This is a genomic window from Paenibacillus sp. LPE1-1-1.1, assembly GCF_040676435.1.
In the GTDB taxonomy this organism is placed as follows: domain Bacteria; phylum Bacillota; class Bacilli; order Paenibacillales; family Paenibacillaceae; genus Pristimantibacillus.
In genome coordinates this window covers 170619-189261 of sequence record NZ_JBEGHY010000034.1, presented here as the reverse complement: position 1 = coordinate 189261, position 18643 = coordinate 170619, and the positions used below count along the sequence as shown (strand labels likewise).

Annotated in this window: 17 protein-coding genes; 7 read left to right on the top strand and 10 right to left on the bottom strand. The window is 52.2% G+C overall.

Annotation, left to right across the window (positions count from 1 at the left end; all coding sequences use genetic code 11):
• Window positions 1–197: 197 nt before the first annotated feature.
• The 7 genes from MRBLPE1_RS24030 to MRBLPE1_RS24000 form a co-directional block, all read right to left on the bottom strand.
• A complete protein-coding gene (locus MRBLPE1_RS24030; protein ID WP_364150165.1) occupies window positions 198–1073 on the bottom strand; it encodes a hypothetical protein in 876 nt (291 codons plus the stop codon).
• Between the two features lie 108 nt (window positions 1074–1181).
• Window positions 1182–2408, bottom strand: a complete 1227-nt coding sequence (locus MRBLPE1_RS24025; protein ID WP_364150163.1) for a pyridoxal-phosphate-dependent aminotransferase family protein — start codon at window positions 2406–2408, stop codon at window positions 1182–1184.
• Complete coding sequence (allC, locus tag MRBLPE1_RS24020; RefSeq protein WP_364150161.1) at window positions 2405–3691, bottom strand: allantoate deiminase; 1287 nt, start codon at window positions 3689–3691, stop codon at window positions 2405–2407. The genes MRBLPE1_RS24025 and allC overlap by 4 nt, the downstream gene beginning before the upstream one ends.
• Window positions 3692–3720: 29 nt before the next feature.
• Window positions 3721–5091: an allantoinase AllB gene (gene allB, locus MRBLPE1_RS24015; protein WP_364150158.1), complete on the bottom strand. Its 1371-nt coding sequence runs from the start codon at window positions 5089–5091 to the stop codon at window positions 3721–3723.
• Window positions 5092–5341: 250 nt separating this feature from the next.
• Window positions 5342–6427, bottom strand: a complete 1086-nt coding sequence (locus tag MRBLPE1_RS24010) for an ABC transporter substrate-binding protein (RefSeq protein ID WP_364150156.1) — start codon at window positions 6425–6427, stop codon at window positions 5342–5344.
• A 105-nt stretch (window positions 6428–6532) separates the two neighbouring features.
• Complete coding sequence (locus tag MRBLPE1_RS24005; protein ID WP_364150153.1) at window positions 6533–7429, bottom strand: ABC transporter permease; 897 nt, start codon at window positions 7427–7429, stop codon at window positions 6533–6535.
• Window positions 7429–8190 carry an ABC transporter ATP-binding protein gene (locus MRBLPE1_RS24000; RefSeq protein ID WP_364150151.1) on the bottom strand — a complete coding sequence of 254 codons (762 nt, stop codon included), beginning with the start codon at window positions 8188–8190 and terminating at the stop codon, window positions 7429–7431. The genes MRBLPE1_RS24005 and MRBLPE1_RS24000 overlap by 1 nt, the downstream gene beginning before the upstream one ends.
• Window positions 8191–8409: 219 nt before the next feature.
• Here MRBLPE1_RS24000 and MRBLPE1_RS23995 point away from each other — a divergent pair, with 219 nt between their 5' ends.
• Window positions 8410–10080, top strand: coding sequence for a PucR family transcriptional regulator (locus tag MRBLPE1_RS23995; RefSeq protein WP_364150148.1), 1671 nt, complete (start codon window positions 8410–8412; stop codon window positions 10078–10080).
• Between the two features lie 1036 nt (window positions 10081–11116).
• On the opposite strand, the gene MRBLPE1_RS23990 is transcribed toward MRBLPE1_RS23995, so the two are convergent.
• Window positions 11117–11959, bottom strand: a complete 843-nt coding sequence (locus tag MRBLPE1_RS23990; protein ID WP_364150145.1) for a YheC/YheD family protein — start codon at window positions 11957–11959, stop codon at window positions 11117–11119.
• A gap of 155 nt (window positions 11960–12114) precedes the next feature.
• On the opposite strand from MRBLPE1_RS23990, the gene MRBLPE1_RS23985 reads away from it, so the two are divergent.
• The 3 genes from MRBLPE1_RS23985 to MRBLPE1_RS23975 are packed head-to-tail and all read left to right on the top strand — an operon-like array spanning window position 12115 to window position 15336.
• Window positions 12115–13359 carry a hypothetical protein gene (locus MRBLPE1_RS23985; RefSeq protein ID WP_364150142.1) on the top strand — a complete coding sequence of 415 codons (1245 nt, stop codon included), beginning with the start codon at window positions 12115–12117 and terminating at the stop codon, window positions 13357–13359.
• A gap of 14 nt (window positions 13360–13373) precedes the next feature.
• On the top strand, window positions 13374–14321 hold the full coding sequence (gene sbnA, locus MRBLPE1_RS23980) for a 2,3-diaminopropionate biosynthesis protein SbnA (protein ID WP_364150139.1): 948 nt from the start codon (window positions 13374–13376) through the stop codon (window positions 14319–14321).
• Between the two features lie 25 nt (window positions 14322–14346).
• Window positions 14347–15336 carry a 2,3-diaminopropionate biosynthesis protein SbnB gene (locus tag MRBLPE1_RS23975; RefSeq protein ID WP_364150136.1) on the top strand — a complete coding sequence of 330 codons (990 nt, stop codon included), beginning with the start codon at window positions 14347–14349 and terminating at the stop codon, window positions 15334–15336.
• 116 nt (window positions 15337–15452) lie between these two features.
• Here MRBLPE1_RS23975 and MRBLPE1_RS23970 read toward each other — a convergent pair whose 3' ends face one another.
• Complete coding sequence (locus MRBLPE1_RS23970) at window positions 15453–15818, bottom strand: IDEAL domain-containing protein (RefSeq protein ID WP_364150133.1); 366 nt, start codon at window positions 15816–15818, stop codon at window positions 15453–15455.
• Between the two features lie 266 nt (window positions 15819–16084).
• Between MRBLPE1_RS23970 and MRBLPE1_RS23965 the strand changes: the two genes are divergently transcribed.
• Window positions 16085–16492 carry a DUF1761 domain-containing protein gene (locus MRBLPE1_RS23965; protein ID WP_364150130.1) on the top strand — a complete coding sequence of 136 codons (408 nt, stop codon included), beginning with the start codon at window positions 16085–16087 and terminating at the stop codon, window positions 16490–16492.
• Window positions 16493–16594: 102 nt separating this feature from the next.
• On the opposite strand, the gene MRBLPE1_RS23960 is transcribed toward MRBLPE1_RS23965, so the two are convergent.
• On the bottom strand, window positions 16595–16831 hold the full coding sequence (locus tag MRBLPE1_RS23960) for a DUF6953 family protein (RefSeq protein ID WP_364150127.1): 237 nt from the start codon (window positions 16829–16831) through the stop codon (window positions 16595–16597).
• Between the two features lie 204 nt (window positions 16832–17035).
• Here MRBLPE1_RS23960 and MRBLPE1_RS23955 point away from each other — a divergent pair, with 204 nt between their 5' ends.
• Both MRBLPE1_RS23955 and MRBLPE1_RS23950 read left to right on the top strand, forming a co-directional pair.
• Window positions 17036–17485, top strand: a complete 450-nt coding sequence (locus tag MRBLPE1_RS23955) for a MarR family winged helix-turn-helix transcriptional regulator (protein ID WP_364150124.1) — start codon at window positions 17036–17038, stop codon at window positions 17483–17485.
• Window positions 17486–17562: 77 nt separating this feature from the next.
• Window positions 17563–18543, top strand: coding sequence for an aldo/keto reductase (locus MRBLPE1_RS23950; protein ID WP_364150121.1), 981 nt, complete (start codon window positions 17563–17565; stop codon window positions 18541–18543).
• The last annotated feature ends 100 nt before the right edge of the window (window positions 18544–18643 follow it).

Genomic DNA, 18643 nt, shown 5'->3' with positions numbered 1-18643 from the left:
TCTGAAGGTAATGAATGAAGGCCGAAAAGGTAAAGGCAAATGAATATATTTCCCCGTTTTGGGTAAAGCTTTTGTGCCGGCACAACCTAGCAATGCTTATATAAAAAAATGCCTACCCGAGAAAGCCGAGTTCTCCGCTTCCTCAAGGAAGCCGAAACCCGCTTTCGCAGATAGGCATTTGCCAATCGCTTATGACATTAGATTTTAACGACAAACGGCACTACGAACGTCTCGCCATTACGCTGAAATTGACCCCAAAGCTTATACAACCCGCTCTCCGGAAAGCTTACGCCAAACACCGCTTGCGGCCCCTTAGACGCCCAGTTAAGTGGATGAATATGAATGAACTGCCGCTTGGATTGATCAATGGCGACGACATGCCCCACTGCGCCGAGGTACAGCTCCAAATCGTCGATCGGTTCCCCGGTCTTGGCATCGGTAAACGTATAGGCCATGCTCATCTGCGTCTGCGGCAGCGGCTCTTCACCCAATGAAAGCTCCACCCTCATGCCGTTAACCTGGGCAACCAACGTTTCGCTCGGCTTCATGATTGACGGCGCAGGCGGCTCACCCCGTACGCTTACCTCGCCCATGCGTGTTAGCTCATTCATCCCTTTAGGCAAAAAATCCGCGTACAGCTTATACGCGCCTCCCTGGGGAAACACAATCGGAAGCTCGAAAATTCCCTTACCTTTATACACAGGATGAACATGCTGGAACTGCTGCAGATCCTCGCTTACGGCAATGAGATGCAGCAGCTTCTCGTTGGTCACTTCAAAATCTTCGATCGGCTCGCCCTTGCCGCCCCTCACCGTCAAGGAAAGCAGCGACTGAGCACCTGCGATCACTTCCCCCTGCGGCCAAGCCAGCTGTATCTGTACGCTTTTCTCCGCTGCGGATTCCAAACCCGGCCCCTCATGGCGATGCGCCAGCGACAAGGCATACGGATCAAGAAAAGGATCCGACAAATCTCCCGAAGCATTGGAGCGGTTCACTCCCTGCAGCAGGAACGCCGTCATCAAGGCAAGCATGAATAGCGTTATCATAAGCGTCCACTTGTACTTCCCCAACATCCCCATACCTCCACCCCCGTAAATTCACTATGAGGTTATTGTATCGGTCGCGGGTAAAAGGAAGGCCACAGCAAAGTAAAAGTAAAGTAAAGTTTTTATAAAATATACCTACATGCCATAGGCGTCCATGGCTGCTTGCAGCGCCTCGCCCGCTTCAAGCTTATGCCCGTGGCGAAGTAGAACCGCCTCCAGAGCGCTAAGCGTTAGAAGCACATTTCGTCTGCTGCAGCTGTAGCCCATGGTGCCAATGCGCCATATTTTCCCCTTCAAGGGCCCGAAGGAGCTGGCGATTTCGATGCCGTAATGGTCGAGCAGCATGGAGCGGACCGATTCTCCGTCCACGCCGGCTGGTATTTCAATGCAGGTGACGACGGTCATTTTGCAGGAAGGGTCGCCGTACAGCTTCAGGCCCATCGCCTCTAAACCGGAGATTAATGCGGCTTCATGCTCGCGGTGCCGGGCAAAGCGCGTTTCAAGCCCCTCTTCCAGCACGAGGCGCAGTCCCTCGCGCAGCGCATAAAGCATCGAGGTCGCTTCCGTATGATGGTTCAGCCGCGCCGGGCTCCAATAATCCTGAAGCTGGCTCAAATCAAGGTAGTTGCTTTGTATTGGACGCAGCAGAGGATCGTCGTCGCCATCGGCGAGCAGCAGCCCTCTCTCGATTCTTTTGCGGCTTTGCAGTTTGGCTTCCGCCCGTTTGTTGTACGTGATCGGAGCCATGCCTGCCGGAACGGATAAGCATTTCTGCGTACCGCCGATTACCGCATCAATAAGCAGCCGGTCCGTTGCTACTTCGATGCCGCCAATCGTGGCGACAGCATCCACAACGAACAGCGCATCCGCCTCTCTGCACGCCTGCCCGATTCCCTCCAGCGGCTGCATGCGTCCGGTCGATGTCTCGCCGTGAACAAGAGCCACCAGCTTAGGCTGATGTTCACTTATCGCGTTCACGATTTCCGCTGCGGTGAACACGCTGCCCCACTCCTTTTCCAGCGTGACAACATCCGCTCCGCAGCGCTTAGCGATTTCTGTCAATAGATGCCCGAATCTGCCGTAAATCGGCACAAGCACCTTGTCCCCGGGCTCAATTAATCCAACGAGCACGGCTTCTATGCCGGATCTCGACGTCCCGTCCACCGGAAATGCCCATTCGTTCTCCGTCTTGAAGAGCAGCCGCAGCATGCCCATGGTTTCATTCATTATGGCCGTGAATTCCGGATCAAATTGCCCGAGTATCGGATAGGACATCGCCCGCAGCACGCGCGGATCGACTTCTACCGGCCCCGGCGTCATAATCGTGCGAGGCGATGGCGCTAGATCCTTATATACCTTCATAACTCTTCCCCCTCATAGCCTAATCGATAAAGCAGCTCCGTCAGCACAAGCACCCCGACCGCAAGCTCACGCGGCTCCGTATATTCCTCGGGGGAATGCGAAATACCGCGCCTGCTCGGAACGAACAGCATGGCAGTCGGACAAATATGCTCGAACATCTGGGCATCATGCCCCGCTCCGCTGATCATGCGTTTGGAGGAAATAGACAGGCTCCCGCATACATCATCCAGATGCCCTTTAAGACGTTCATTCATCGGCACCGGCTCTTCCCGGAACCATTCCGTGCCATGAAGCTCCAGCTGGCGTTCATCCGCAATGGACGCAAACTCCTGCAGCACCCAGCGGCAAAAGCTATCCAGCGCTTGCCCGTTGGCATGACGCGCATCCACCGTAAAAATCACCTTGCCCGGCACCACGTTCGGCACATTCGGCTGCACCTGCAATCTGCCGACCGTCGCCACAAGCGGCGGACCCAGACGGATCGCCTCCTGGCGAAGCGTTTGAATCATCATACTTACACCTTCAAGCGCATCCCTTCGCATATGCATAGGCGTCGTTCCCGCATGATTCGATTCACCGTTCACCTCGAACTTCAGCCTCCGCTGGCCGGCAATCGCGTCAACCACGCCAACCGCGATTCCCTCTTTCTCCAGCACCGCCCCTTGCTCGATATGAACCTCGATAAAGGCGCCGATATCATGGCGGCGGCTGTCACTGCCCGTGCCTTCGCCAAAGCCGCAGCGGTGCATCGCATCCGCAAAAAACACCTCATTTAAATCCTGCAGATGGACAATCTGCTCAAAATTCCGTTTGCCGACAACGCTGCCCGAGCCCCAATAAGCCATCGGAAAACGGCTTCCTTCCTCTTCGCAGAGCGACACGATTTCAAGCGTCCGCTTCGGCTTGCCGTAGGTTTGCCGCAAATAATCCAGCGCAAGCAGCCCTGCCGCAATGCCATAAGCCCCGTCATAAATCCCGCCTTGCACGACGGTATCGATATGGGAGCCCGTTATAATAGAAGGCGCATCCAAATCCTCGCCTTGTAATTTTCCGAATAAGTTGCCTACGTTATCAAATGCCGCGGATAGCCCATAGCTCGCCATCTTAGCGGAAAGCGCCAGCTGCGTTTCCAGCCACCCTTCCGTATAAAGCAGCCGCGTAATGCCGCCTTCTTCATCCGGACTAAACGAGGCCAGCCAGTTTAACACCTGCGTGACCTGCGTCTCGAATTGCGATAACATGCGTTCCTTTTCTTGCGGGGAGAGACGTAAACCTCGCTCCATAGCCGTTCCTCCTGTCTCGCCTGCAAAATCTATCTCACCCATCGGCCCCGTTTGGCCTCGCCTAAACCGCCTGCTTCCCCATAGACCCGATGACCGCGTAAATAAGTCGCCATTATCCGGCAATGCAGCTCTTCCCCGATATACGGACTGTGCTTATGCTTCTGATATAAATGCGCTTCCTCCAAAATATAAGACCGGTTTAAATCAATCAGTACGAGATCAGCATCTGCGCCTATCCTTATTTCGCCTTTGGAACCTTGAAGCCCAAAACGCCTCGCAGGCCCGCCTGCGAGCAAATCACTAAGCAGCGTAAGCGGCAAGCCGCGCTTCACATGGCCTTCTCCTATAATCAGCTCTACCGAGCTTTGAGCGCCGGCTATGCCTCCCCAGGCATCGAAAAAGTTGTCCGCTTCCTTCATGGAGGCGGGACAAGGAGAATGGTCCGACGAGATCATATCGATCGCACCCTCCGCAACGGCACCCCAAAGCTTCTCCCGCTCCGCAGCATCCCGCAGCGGCGGCGAGCATTTGGCAACCGCTCCCTTGCGATCCAAATCCGCTGCCGTCAAAGCCAAATAGTGCGGACAGGTTTCTACCGTCACATTAACCCCGCGTTCACGCGCCTGCAGAATGGAACGAACGCCAGCTTCGCTGCTGATATGCACGAAATGCAGGGCACAGCCCGTCTGCTCCGCATAAAAGAGAGCCCGGTTGATCGCCTCTAGCTCGGCTATAATGGGCCGCGAGGCCACATAATCAGCAGGCGTCAACCGCCCTTCCTCCCGCATGTCCCGGCCCAGCTTCGATACGATCGGCTCGCTCTCGGCGTGCAGGGCCAGTACCTTGTTCATGCCCGCAATGATTTTCATGCCTTCGAGCAGCGTGTAATCATCTACCTCGCGGAACGCTTCCTCGCTCGGATCGCCCGGCGATGACATAAACGCCTTGAATCCGACGACGCCCGCCTCATGCAGCGGAATAAGCTCATGCAGCTTCCCGGGCACCAATCCGCCCCAAATAGCATAATCCACATAAGACCTATCCTTTGCCGCGGCAAGCTTTTGCTCCATCGCGCTCACCGTAACGGTAGGCGGAATGCCGTTCAGCGGCATATCGACATAAGTCGTGCATCCGCCGGCTGCGAGCGCGGCGGAGCCTGTCTCGAAGCCTTCCCAGTCGCCCAAGCCAGGCTCATTCAAATGAACGTGAACATCAATCATGCCGGCCATCACCGTTAGCCCGGATGCATCCGTAATTTGAGCGGCATGTCCTTCCTCAAGCGCTTCGCCAAGCTGAACGATCCGCCCCGCTTTAATGCCGATATCCAGCACTCGCACCTCATTCTTCAATACGACGCTTCCGTTTTTTATGATTAAATCGAGCTTATCCGTTCCCGCCATTCCGCTCTCCGCCTTTCTGTGCATAAGCAAGGGTTAACTCCGAATACTCCTGCCTTAATTCATCCTCTGATGCAGTTTATGAGCAAATTCAGCCAAATAGTGAAGCTGCCTCTATTAAATTTTCGCCTGCCGCGCAGCCTCTTGCAGCTAAATAAGCAGGCCGCGGACAACGAGGTCCGCGGCCCGATTAACTAGCATTGCTTATGAAGGCGCAAGTACGCTGCACGCCTGCGTTTTTAAATCTTATTTTCTACTTCACTTCAGTAACGACCAAGCTTGCATCCACTTCTTTCAACAAGCTTAGATCATGGTAGGACGCCGCAGCCGGAATGGATTTGATGTTGCCGACCGACTTCAGGTACTCGCCGACCGCCGGGCCATTGCTGCCGTTCACGTAAGTATCGCCGACCTCCATCGAATATACGTTGCGGGACATGATTTGCGTCAGCTCTTCCTCCGTCAAGTGAAGCTCGGGAGCCAGCGTCTTGATCGCTTCTTCGCGGTTGTCATTGATGTAGTCCGTCGCTTTCTTCAAAGCGCGAAGGACCGCCTTCAGCGTGTTCGGATTTTTCGCCAGAAAATCATCGGATACTTGGATTGTCGTATGTACGCTCATCCAGTTCACATCCCCTTGCTTGTCAGGCAGTTCGCTCTTCGTTCCACTGAAGAGGAACTTGCCGCCGCCTTGGATTGCCTTCGTAATGAACGGCTCCCAAGCAGCCAGCGCATCGATATCGCCTTTCTCCAAAGCGACTACTGCGTCGCTCGGCGCAAGGTTAACGTATTTGATTTTGCTTGCGTCAACGCCAAGCTCTTTAGCCATGTTATTGATGGCAATGGTCACGTCGGCGCCGCTCGGAATACCGATGGTTTTGCCTTCAAGATCCTTCGCGCTCTTCAGCTCCAGCTTGCTTGAACCGACAACCGCCTGCGTACCGGCAATTTGTGCGAGCGGGGCAATGATTTTGACCGGAATATCCGTCGATTTCAAAATAATATCCATAAAGTTCGTTTGAATGCTCACGGGGGCGCTGCCGCCGGCTACCATCGGACCGATATCCGGGCCGCTTTCGATCAGCTGGCTCGTTACGTTAAGCCCTTCTTCCTTGAAGTAACCGAGCTTATCGGCAATGATTTGCTGCGAGGAGATTTGAGCATCACGGACGCCAACCAAAGTCAGATCTACCGTTTCAAGCTCCGTGGAGGCTGGCGCATTCGATGCCGCACCTTCATTCTCGGCTGCCGGGGCATTGTTATTGCCGCCGCAGGCAGCAAGCACAAAGGTTAACGACGTAAGCACGATTGCAGATTTGAACCAATTTCCGGATTTCTTCATAGGTATTCCCTCCACTTTTCTCTTTGTAGTTTACTTGCGCCACGCCATTTCCCTTGTATCGCTTGCAGGTTTCACTTGCTTTCCGCTGGTCTCCGGCTCGAAGCGTCACTTCTCGATGGCATCTCGAAGCCCGCCCTTGCGCCAAACCATTACCCTTTTCTCGACAAGCTTCAGCAGATAGGAGAACAAGCTATATTCCAAGCCGATCAAAATGATGGCAATGAACATGTTGGAAATTTTGAAATAGTTTCTGGCATCCACGATGATGTAGCCCAGACCCGATTTTGCGCCCATCATCTCAGAGACGATAAGAGCGGAGAAGGATAATCCAAGACTCACCTGTGCGCCAACGAGAAAATTCGGAATCGCCGATGGCAGCATGACTCTCGTGAAAACTTGACGCTCCGTCGCCCCGAGACTAAGCGCAGACCGGATCAGAGTGGAAGGCACCGACTTGAAGCCGTCCAGCGTGTAAACCAGCACCGGGATAAATGTCGTCCACGCAATGAGCAGCACCTTCGGAAACTCCCCAATGCCGAACCAGATAATGAACAAAGGCAGCAGCGCCAAGGTCGGGATAGGACCGACCAGGTTGAGGATGGGAGAAAACCACCGCTCGACGGTTTTGAACTTGCTCATGATGACGCCGAGCCCTACCGCCGCTGCGCTTCCGATCACAAATCCCAATGCGATCCTGATCGTGCTTGAAATGAGACTGTCCGTAATAATTCCCGTCTTCGCGAGCTCCCAGCCCTCCGACAGCAGCACCGTTGGAGCCGGCAGAAAGTTAGGGTTAAAAAACTTAGCCGTTTCATTCACTCGGGAGAACAGCTCCCAGAAAACAAAAAACAGAATGGAGGGCAGGATATTGTATTTCTGAAAAAATCGGCTGACTGCAGAGGGACTTTTGCCACGCGCCTGCTTGCTTAAAACGGAAGGCCCCGATAAGGCAGATACGCCCGCGCCCGCATCCTTTACCGTTGAAATTTTCGCTCCGTTCATTACGACCCCACCTTTGCTTGCGCTAGCTCCGCATGCTCTTCATCCATGAGAACCCGTTCAATCCGGCTCATCATCTCGCCAAACCCTGCGGAATGGGAAGAACGGGGATGCTTGATGCCCACATCGAAAATTTCGGCAATCTCCCCATGCTTCATAACGACTACGCGATCCGCGAGATAGACCGCTTCGCTGATACTGTGCGTGACGAACAAGATCGTCGGCTTCAGCTGGCTGCAAATCTTTTGAAGCTCGACGCGCATCGTTTCCCTCGTCAGTACATCGAGCGCGCCGAACGGCTCATCCATGAGCAAAATATCCGGCTTGCTCGCGAGCGCCCTTGCAATCCCTACGCGCTGCTTCATCCCGCCCGACAGCTCTCCGGGATAATGAGAGGCATATTGCTCAAGCCCGACCAGCTTCAGAAATTCCATGGCCGTTTCCTTCGCCTGCGCTTTCGGCATCTTCTGCACCTCGGGACCAAAGGCGATGTTGTCCTTTATGGTCATCCAAGGGAATAAAGCATGATCCTGAAACACCATTCCTCTTGATTTCGACGGCCCTTTGATCTCTTCTCCGTCTACCGTAATCGAACCGTCATCAGGCAATAGGTAACCCGCAATCATATTCAAGAGCGTCGATTTGCCGCATCCGCTATGGCCAAGTATGCAAATAAACTCGTGTGAGTTAACCGTAAGATCCACATTTTTCAAAATCGTTCTTGTCCCGAAGCTTTTGCCAACCTGATTCACTGCCAACTTCATTTTTCCAACCCCAATCCATTTTGTTGTTAGCTTATATTACATGTATCGGTGATGTATAACTACATCATAATTCGTATTCACTCCCTTGTCATTGTGCACAATAGCTAAAAATATCGTGTAATCATTGAATAATACACACAAACATACATTTACACCTCGAGGCATAAGTGATATATTGATGTCATAAAAACTAACATAAAATGCATTGGTGGTGCGGTCATGCTTCTCAAAGAACTTATCTCTCTCCCTATTTACGCGAACGCGAAGGTGGTAGCCGGACATGACGGCATGACAAACAGCGTCCAATCGGTCAACATCATGGACGCTCCTGATATTATTAATTATTTAAAGCCGCACGAACTGCTGCTCACCACCGGTTATGCGATGAAGGACCATCCCGAAGCGCTTCTGTCTCTCGTAACCAGCATGGCCAAGGTCGGCTGCGCCGGGCTTGCGATTAAGACAAAACGTTTTTTGCAGGAAGTCCCGGAGGATGTGCTCCAATGCGCGGAGATGCTGCAATTTCCGATTATCGAGCTGTCGCTGGAGCAATCGCTCGGCGATATTTCCAACTACTCGCTCAGCCACATCTTGGAGAAACGCACCGATGAGCTGCATTATGCGTTAACGACGCATAAACAATTTTCGCAAATGATAATGCAGGGCAAGAGCACAGAGGATGTCATTGAAGCGCTGGCCATTCTCATCAATTCGCCGGTCATGCTAATAGACGCTCATGCAGGGCTGCTCTTCCGCTCAAGCTCTATGACGGAGGAGCTGTATGCTCCGCTCTCCGCCGAGCTCCAAGCAGAGCTCGCATCGCCCTCGCCGCACGGCTCCTTCACCATTCCGCTTTCCCTGCAGCCGTCAGCCGGAACACTTTATTCGAATGCCGAGATCCACCCGATCATAACCTTTCAGCTCGAAGGCTTTTTAGTTGCCTTGACGAGCGATATCAGCAAGCATTTCAGCAATTTGACGAAACATGCCATGGAACAAGCCGCTAACGTCGTCGGACTCGAGCTTGTGAAGAAGCAAGCGGTAAAAGAGCGGTCGCGGCGGTACAAAAACGAATTTTTCTCCGATTTTGTCGACGGTTTGATTACTTCGGAGCAGGAGCTTATGCACCGCAGCAAAAACTATGACCTGCTCGGCCATCCGGCCTATATAAGCGTTGTCGCCAAGCGCGATACTTCATTCGACCTGTTCGGCTCTTCCAGCGCGCTCGAATCGGACGGCCGCTTCATCTCGGAGCGCGACCGCCATTACAATGTATTGAAAAGCGAATTTTCAAAGCTCGATGCGCGTTTTGTGCTGTTCACCAAAAATGAGTATTTCTGCTTCCTTGTCGCGCTGCATGCAAGCCAAGACGTAACGGAAGGCAAGGAAAGCAAATTTATCGAGCAGCTGAAGCATATGGTCGGGGCCTTAAGCGAGCAGCATGGCATTCCCGTTTCCATTGGCGTCGGCAATCCGGTATCGCAGCTCCCCCATATTCCTTTGTCCTACAAAGAAGCAATCGAAGCCTTGCAGACGGGCTATGATGCGCGCAAAAAGCAGTTCGTCCAGCCCTACCGCGCCAAAAACTTCAACAACCTACTGCGGTTGATTCCGAAGGAGGAGCTCAAGGAATATTACGAGGAAACCTTCAAGGATTTGCTGAGCATCGAAGGAAAAGAGCGAAGCGATTTACTGAAGACGCTAAGCACCTTTTACAACACGCATTGCCAGCTGGCCGAAACCGCAAAGCAGCTGTTTGTCCATCGCAACACCGTGACCTATCGCCTCGAAAAATGCGAAAGGCTCACCGGCCGGGATCTGCGGGATCCCGTCGAGAGCCTTCGCTTCCGCACCGCATTCTCTATGGAGTCGTTGTTCATGGCCGATTGATCATGTTGGAGATTTGCAGGCGTTACCGGGTGTCATCAGGTATGACCGATAAAGAACCCTCGGCCCAAGCACTTATCGCGCTTAGGCCGAGGGTTCTTTCAATATGATAAGAGCACATGGGTGCTTAAAGCACCTTTTCGAGCTCCCCCAGACGCAAAAACTCAGCTGTAAGCACCTATGTGTGCTTACAGCCTACTAACTCAGGTTACTTCCATACGATAAGAACGCATGCGTGCTTACAGCATCTTTTCGAGCTCACGCAAACGCCAAACCCCTGCTGTAAGCACCTATATGTGCTTACAGCTCACTAACTCTGGTTACTTCCATGCGATAAGCACACATGCGTGCTTACAGCATCTTTTCGAGCCTAATTACACGCCAAACCTCAGCTGTAAGCACCTATGTGTGCTTACAGACCACTAACTCAGGTTACTTCCATGCGATAAGCACACATGCGTGCTTACAGCATCTTTTCGAGCTCACGCAAACGCCAAACCCCTGCTGTAAGCACCTATTTGTGCTACAGCATCTTTTCGAGCCTAACCACAAGCCAAACCTCTGCTGCAAGCATCTATGTGTGCTTACAGACGACTAACTCAGGTTACTTCCATACGATAAGCACACATGCGTGCTTACAGCCCGCTAACTCAGGTTACTTCCATACGATAAGAACGCATGCGTGCTTACAGCATCTTTTCGAGCCTAATCACACGCCAAACCTCTGCTGTAAGCACCTATGTGTGCTTACAGCCCACTAACTCCGGTTACTTCCATGCAATAAGAGCACATGCGTGCTTACAGCATCTTTTCGAGCCTAATCACACGCCAATCCTCTGCTATAAGCACCTATGTGTGCTTACAGTCCGCTAACTCTGGTTAATTCCATGCGATAAGAACACATGCGTGCTTACAGCATCTTTTCGAGCTTCCCCATATGCCAAACCTCTGCTGTAAGCGCCTATATGTGCTTACAGCTCACTAACTCTGGTTACTTCCCTGCGATAAGCACGCATGCGTGCTTATCGAACGCTTCGTCCTATCTTTTCCCCCGCTTTGCTTTTTTACAGTTGAGCCGGTAGGTTTTGCCGTATGCCTTGGCGTACCGTACGATTTTGCGCAGCATCGATTGGTCCTCGAGCAGCGTAAACGGACAGGGATCCGGCCGCGTATTCACCTCAAGTATCCAAGGCTTCAACTTCCGGTCAATCGCAAGATCAAGTCCCAGCTCCTTGATTCCCGGATAGACTTTATGGAGACACTTCGCCGTATTAATCGCCAGCTTATCCATTTGCTCCAGCATCAGAGCCCGCTTCGCCTTGCTCGTATAGGGCTTCAGCAAATAATCGGTCGGATAAATGGTCCCGCCTTGGCTGCCGTTCGTCACGATTTTGCGTGGATGGGCCGCTCTGCCTAAAGTGCCGGTCGCTTCCCAAATACCGCGAGGCGATTGCTGCATAACGAGGCGAATGTCAAAAGGCCGGCCTTTGTGTTTAAGCAAATGAATGCCCTTTTGCACAAGATAGGCCTTCCCCTCCGTGCTTTTCAGAATGGATAGGTAAGCCTCTTTGTAAGTACGAAAGGTTAACCGCGTTTCCCCAAGCTGGTACGAATAGCTGCGCGCGGCTCGGCCAGACCCCTTTCCCTCATTCAGCTCCACCTTCATAACGCCGTTCCCTAGTGATCCAAGCGTCGGCTTCACGTACACCATTTTCCACTTCAGCAGCATTTCCCGCAGTCCTTTTTCAGTCATCATCCGCGCCGGGGGCAGGTATTTTCTAACCTGCGGATCGCGCTGCAGCACAACTGTTTTCGTCCACTTGCTCGCAACGGTGCTGCGTACTTTTTTCACAGGCGCCGCCTTGGCTTGCTTTTTATTCACAAAAAGTCCCCTCCCAGTTACTCACTCCCATTAGCATACGGTTGTTCCTCAAATTGGATGTAGGCATTTGTCGTCATAAGCCGAACCTGCACGAAATCGCAACATATGCTTTGGTAAGTAAATATCCGAAAGTTTTGTCCTTAGGAGGCTACCGAATGTCACCTTCATCCCCGCTGCAGCGGCAAATCATTCGCATAGGCCAGCTTCATCCCTGGTACGGCGATTTGCTCGCACAAAGCGCGATACAGCCGCAAGCCTGCGAATTATCCGAGCTTCCGCTTATGACCTCTTCGCTGCTCGAAAAGCATTACTTCACGCAGCAAACCCGCCAAGAAGCCGGATTATCGGTATATAAAACCTCCGGCACCTCGACAGGCGTCCGGAAAGCGATCTACTACTCCGAAGATGATGACGAAAAATATATCGCAGCAAAAGCCGCTTCGTTCCGCGAATGGCTGGCATCCGGCGGCAGCAACGACCCGGAGCGCCGTCCGACCGTCATTCAAAAAGCGCTCGCGGACATGGGTACCGGGCACGCCGCCAGCACCGCGCTCACCATATTCAAGCAGCTGGGCTGGCAGGCCGAATCGCTGTCCTTTGAGCTGCCTATCGAAGAGCATATCGCGAAGCTCAAAGCTTTTCGTCCGGAGCTGCTTTATACGATGCCGTCGATCCTGGATGCTATCGTCACCGCTTCGGGAGAACCGCAGCTTCTAGGCATTCAAAAAATAATTGTCGTCGGCGAGATCGCGCCGCTTGAATGGCAAAGCAATATCGCGGCCCGCTTTGGCATCGAGCCTCAGGATATTTTGGACACCTACGGCTCGATCGAGATCGGCGCAATCGCCGCTTACTCGCATGAACTAGGCCAATATGTTATCGACAGCGGAATTCACGCCGAAGCTTTGCCCGCAGAGCAGATTGACGACCGGTTCGAGCCTCTTCAAGCCAATGAAGCCGTTCTCGTGCTGACCTCCTATGTACGCACCTTATTCCCCGCCATCCGATACGTGACCTATGATGTCGTTCGCGATTTTCGAACCGTTACCATCAATGGCCGGGAGCGCCAATGCTTCAGCTGTATCGCGAAGCGAATCGGAACGGATTTAAAGCATGGCGAAAAAATCAGCTTATACGATATCGAAAGCGTTGTGCATCAATTTGTCCATGATGCCGAGCTTCGCGTAAAGCTCATCGATAACAAGCTAGCCGTCCATATTCGAAGCAAATCACTGCAAGATGAAATGCTTGTTCATATTCAGCATGCCATCGAGCATAAAATTGGTGATATTGGGCTCATGATCCAAAATCGGATTCTTGAAGGCATTTCAGTCACGCGCGCAGCGGAAAACGAACCGCTCGAACGAGGGGCGGTAAAATCCAAAAAAATTTATTTTTAAGGAGTACTCGTCCTATGGATAAAAGCTGGTTGTCGGTTATCGGGAACACGCCTCTGGTACAGCTCTCGAAGCTGTTCGCGAACGATCGCGGGATCAAGGTCTTTGCCAAGCTCGAATTGCTCAATCCCGGAGGCAGCGCAAAAGACCGCTCTGCCGCACGCATCATTATGAAAGCAATGGAAGATGGCCTAATTGGGCCCGGCTCCGTCATCATCGAGTCCAGCTCCGGGAACATGGCCATCAGTCTTGCCGCCATATGCTCCTACCTTGGCATGAAGTTTATCAGCGTCATCGATCCGAAGACGACGCAGCAAAACATCCGGATCATGCGCGCTTACGGCGCCGATATCGAGCTTGTGAACGAAGTCGACCCCGCAACGGGAGAGTTTCTGCCTGCTAGACTAAATAGGGTGCAGCAGCTCATTGAGCGCATTCCGAACAGCTTTTGGCCAAATCAATACGCGAATGAAAACAACTACATGTCCCACTATGAGGGAACCATGCATGAGGTGATCGAGGAGCTGGGCCATGTCGATTACATAGTCGGCGGAGTCAGCACCTGCGGCACGATGCTTGGCTGCGCAAAATATGTGAGCGACCGCAAGCTGCCAACAAAGGTCATTGCGGTCGATGCGGCGGGCAGCGTGATTTTTGGCGGGGTTAACGGGACCCGCCGGTTTCCCGGCCTCGGAACGGGGATTATCCCGCCTTTTGGGCAGACGAAATTTATGGACATTGCCGTTAAGGTAACCGACAAGGACATGGTGAAGGGCTGCAGATTGCTCGTCGGGCAGGAGTCCATACTCGCGGGGCCGTCGTCCGGAGCCGTCATTCACGCGTTGAAATCAATGGAAAACCAGCTGCCGGACGGCGCCGTATGCGTTGTTATTTTGCATGATCGCGGCGAACGGTACATGGATACCGTTTATTCCGATGAATGGGTAGAACAGCAGTTTAAATGAACTACATTCAAGATCAGAAAGGACAATGTCTGTGTTATATCTCGGCGATGAACATATTCGCGCGATTGGTCTGAACTGGGAAGCGCTTGTAGACAGCATGGAGGCGGCCGTACGGATTATGGATTCGGGGGATTATGCACAGCCGATTAAGCCTTACCTGCGGTACCGTCATCCGGCCAACCGAATCATAGCGATGCCCGCCTATGTCGGCGGCAGCGTGCAAACCGCCGGCATCAAATGGATTGCCAGCTTTCCGGGCAATATCGATGCCGGCCTGCCGCGCGCGCACAGCGTCACTCTCCTTAACGATGCAAACACCGGCATTCCTTACGCGATGCTGAATACAACGCTGCCGAGCGCCGCTCGAACGGCAGCCGTCAGCGGCCTGCTTATCCGACATTATTTGCATGAGCAGGGCAAAGAACGGAAAATGACGCTGGGCATTATCGGGTTCGGGCCTATAGGCAGACTTCACTACGAGATGTGCTGCCGGTTATTCGGTGAGCATCTCGCAAACGTTTATCTTTATGATATAAGAGGCTGCGATTTGGAAAGTTCCGATCTTGGCAGCGTGGATGCCGCGCTGCGCAGCCGCACGCATCTTGCAGGCAGTTGGCAGCAATTATATAAAGAATGCGACCTCGTCATTACCTGCACGGTGACCAAAGAGCGTTATATTGATATTCCTCCGTCAGCAGGAAGCCTTCTGCTCGACGTATCTTTAAGGGATTACAGGTCAGAAGCTATACGTGGCATCAAAGCGATTATCGTGGATGATTGGGATGAGGTTTGCCGCGAAAATACCGATATCGAGCTGCTGCACCTTCAGTGCGGCTTAACCAAAAACCAAACCATGTCTCTGGCGGATGTGGTATGCCGCAGCACATTGGCGGCACTGCCAAGCGATGAAGCCGTATTATTTTGCCCAATGGGCATGGCCGTATTCGACATGGCGCTGGCTGAACATTTCGTAAGTCGCGCAAAGGCGCTCCAAATCGGTTTAGAGCTCAAATGACGCCTCCTCTCCGCTCGAAATTAAGCTAATACGACAAAAAAGGATGAAGCCGCTTAGACGCAGGCATCATCCTTTTTTTCATGCTATGGTTAAAGACTCGGAACGCCTGCTTATGGTTAAGCGGATTGTCCCAGCCGGTTTTTAGGGAATGGATACACTTTCGAACGGTCTCCCGCTTTACCCGCGGCTTCGCTGGCTTTCTGCGAGTTTGTAAGCTCCATAAACCATTCCTCATCCCAAGTATCTAATGCCAAGTCGATTGAATTTTGAAAAACCTGGGCATCATCTAAAGTAATGTCGGATACGTTTTTGAGCCAAGACGACCTTACGGCAACGATTTTCCCAATGACTTCCTCATTATCCGATTTCACAACATTTACGGTCACGAACCCTTGCAAAATATCAACCGTTTCAACAAATCCATGAATGAGCTCGCCGTCTTTCGTTTTCCCTTGCACCCAGTCGCTTATGTTGAATTTCATCTTCCAACACCACCTGTCTCGATTAGTTAGATTACCCGTCAACTGTGATAATTTTAAATACATTTAAGGCAGCAAGCGCAACCGGCAGTTGCCGATCTTACGTTGAGTTCCCTTTGATTACGCCTTGGTTGCCAACTCCATACTGTAAGTTTAATAGTTACAGTTATTTTTGTCAAGTTCTTCGCCGAAAATTAGACGCTGGTCATCGGAAGCCGTATTTTTCTGTTAAGATGATGAAGTGTATGACATAAGGGAGGAAATAGAAAATGGTGGATTTTGCAGAAATTAATTACGTGGCGGTTCTGATTGCTACAGTAACAACAATGGTACTTGGTTTCTTATGGTACTCTCCAGTTTTACTCGGCAATGCATGGATGAAACATCGGAACTTATCCAAGAACGAAATCTCAGGCGGCGGGGCCATGACTTACGTGTTAACAGCGCTAACCGCGCTCGGCGGCTCGTTTATCCTGGCATTGCTGCTCACGCTTTCTGACGAGTCAACGATTTGGACGGGTCTGGTCATCGGGCTGTTGATCGGCATTAGCGTTTCACTGAAAATCGGGATGAATTACTTATTCGAAGGCCACAAGCTCGGTCTCTATCTTATTACGATAGGCTATCACCTTATCTCATATGCGATCGCCGGCCTTATTATCGGCTGCATGCAGTAATCCATACCGCCATCCCATAGAACGGGGCATTATTAGCTGAAAAGAGATATAGGCTCAGCCAACTCAGCGAAATAACGCCCTTCTATTTATTTTGAAGCTAATTTAACTCCAGCCCCAGAAGAAGCCGTCTCTTTCCCAAGCCGCCTTGCCCTTATGCAGCTTACGGAATATTTTTTTCACTTCTTTATCAATCGATTGATTGCCGTGTTCATTCACATAGATAAACGATTCGCCAAATTGGCTTCTAATATGCTCCACGGCAGCGCTTTGATGCAGAATGCCTTTTTCCTTTAATTCACTCAGCATCCATTCCGCAACCTCTTCAGCTGTACGGGACATCCCACTCACTCCTCTACTCCAATAAACGCTGTAACTATAGCACATTTAGGCGCCTGTCTTCAATATAAGCCGAATTCCGGTTCATTGACAGCCCGTTGTCCATTCCACTATATTATATTTATCACAATTTAATTTTGTTAAACTTAGCAAGCAAGCCGCTTCACCATCCGATTAAAAATCACCTTCCAAACGGAGGATCACAACATGGATCGCAACGACATTTTAAAGCTCGATAACCAAATCTGCTTCGCTTTCTACGCCTGCTCCCGCGAAATTACGAAGCTGTACCGGCCCATGCTGGAGAAAATAGACCTTACTTACACGCAGTATGTGACGATGCTCGCTTTATGGGAGCAGGATCATGTGACGGTAACCGCGCTCGGCAACAAGCTCTATCTCGACTCAGGTACGTTAACGCCGCTGCTCAAGAAGCTTGAAGCGGCCGGGCATATTACGCGCACACGGGATCGGAATGACGAGAGAAGCGTGCTGGTAGAGCTGACAGAGCAAGGCAGAGCCCTGAAGGAGCATGCCCTCGATTTCCCTAACCAGCTGGCCTGCAAGCTTGACGGCACTTCGGAGGACGGCGCTGCTCTGCTCACGCTCATGCATCAGTTCCTTCACAAGATGCAGCAAAGCACGGCTAAAGAATAGTAAGCATAATCGGCTTTCGATGTGTCTCTAGGCGGCAAAAGCCCTATCCGCCATCACCTGCTTAGGAGGAACAAGCTATGACTTCAACCGTTCTCCGGCCCTTTGGCCCGACAAAGCTGCAATTATCCCCGCTCGGCCTCGGCTGCTGGCAGTTCAGCAACGGCAAAGGCCTCGTCGGGAAGTTTTGGCCCGTTCTGCAAGGCAGCATTATAAATGACATCGTCAAAACAAGCTACGAAGGCGGAATCAATTGGTTCGATACGGCCGAGATTTACGGAAACGGCCAATCGGAGCAGCTCCTTGCCCGCGCGCTAAGGGAAACGCTCCCAGCTGACGCCCCCGTTTATATCGCAACCAAATGGTGGCCGCTATTCCGCACCGCGAGCAGCATAGGAAGCACGATTAACGAGCGTTCGAGACTGCTCGAGGGACGGACCATCCATCTGCATCAGGTGCATCAGCCCTTCTCCCTCTCCACCGTAAGCAGCGAGATGAAGGAAATGGCCAAGCTGGCGTCAGCCGGAAAGATCCGGCATGTAGGCGTTAGTAATTTCTCCGCCAAACAAATGCGCGAGGCCGATCGCGTCTTGAGGGAGAATGGTCTGCGGCTCGCTTCCAATCAGGTGAAGTACAGCCTGCTGGATCGGCGCATCGAGCAAAACGGCATTCTGGAAACGGCCAAGGAGCTGGGCTGCGCCATTATCGCTTTTTCTCCGCTCGAGCAGGGCATATTAAGCGGGAAGTTCCATTATGATCCTTCGCTTATCAAAGCGATCAGCGGTCCCCGCAAATGGAGTCCCGCTTTTCAAGCCAGGAGCATGAACCGTTCTAGGCCGCTCATCGATTTGCTGGAGCAGATTGCCGTTTCCTATGATGCCACCGTGACGCAGGTCGCGCTCAATTGGCTTATTCACGCGCATGGCGAGACGGTATTTGCCATCCCGGGAGCTTCGAAAATCCATCATGCCGAGCAGAACGTGAAGGCGATGCGCTTCCGGCTGACAGCCGATGAGCTGAGCGAGATCAACGAGGTTTCACGGTTTGCCGTGTCACGCTAAGCTCAGCTGAACAATCGGCAAATCCGGACGAATCCGCTTATGGTCCCGCTTCTCGATTCAAAGCCTTGAGGGAAGGGTATTAAGGAATGTAACCTCATAT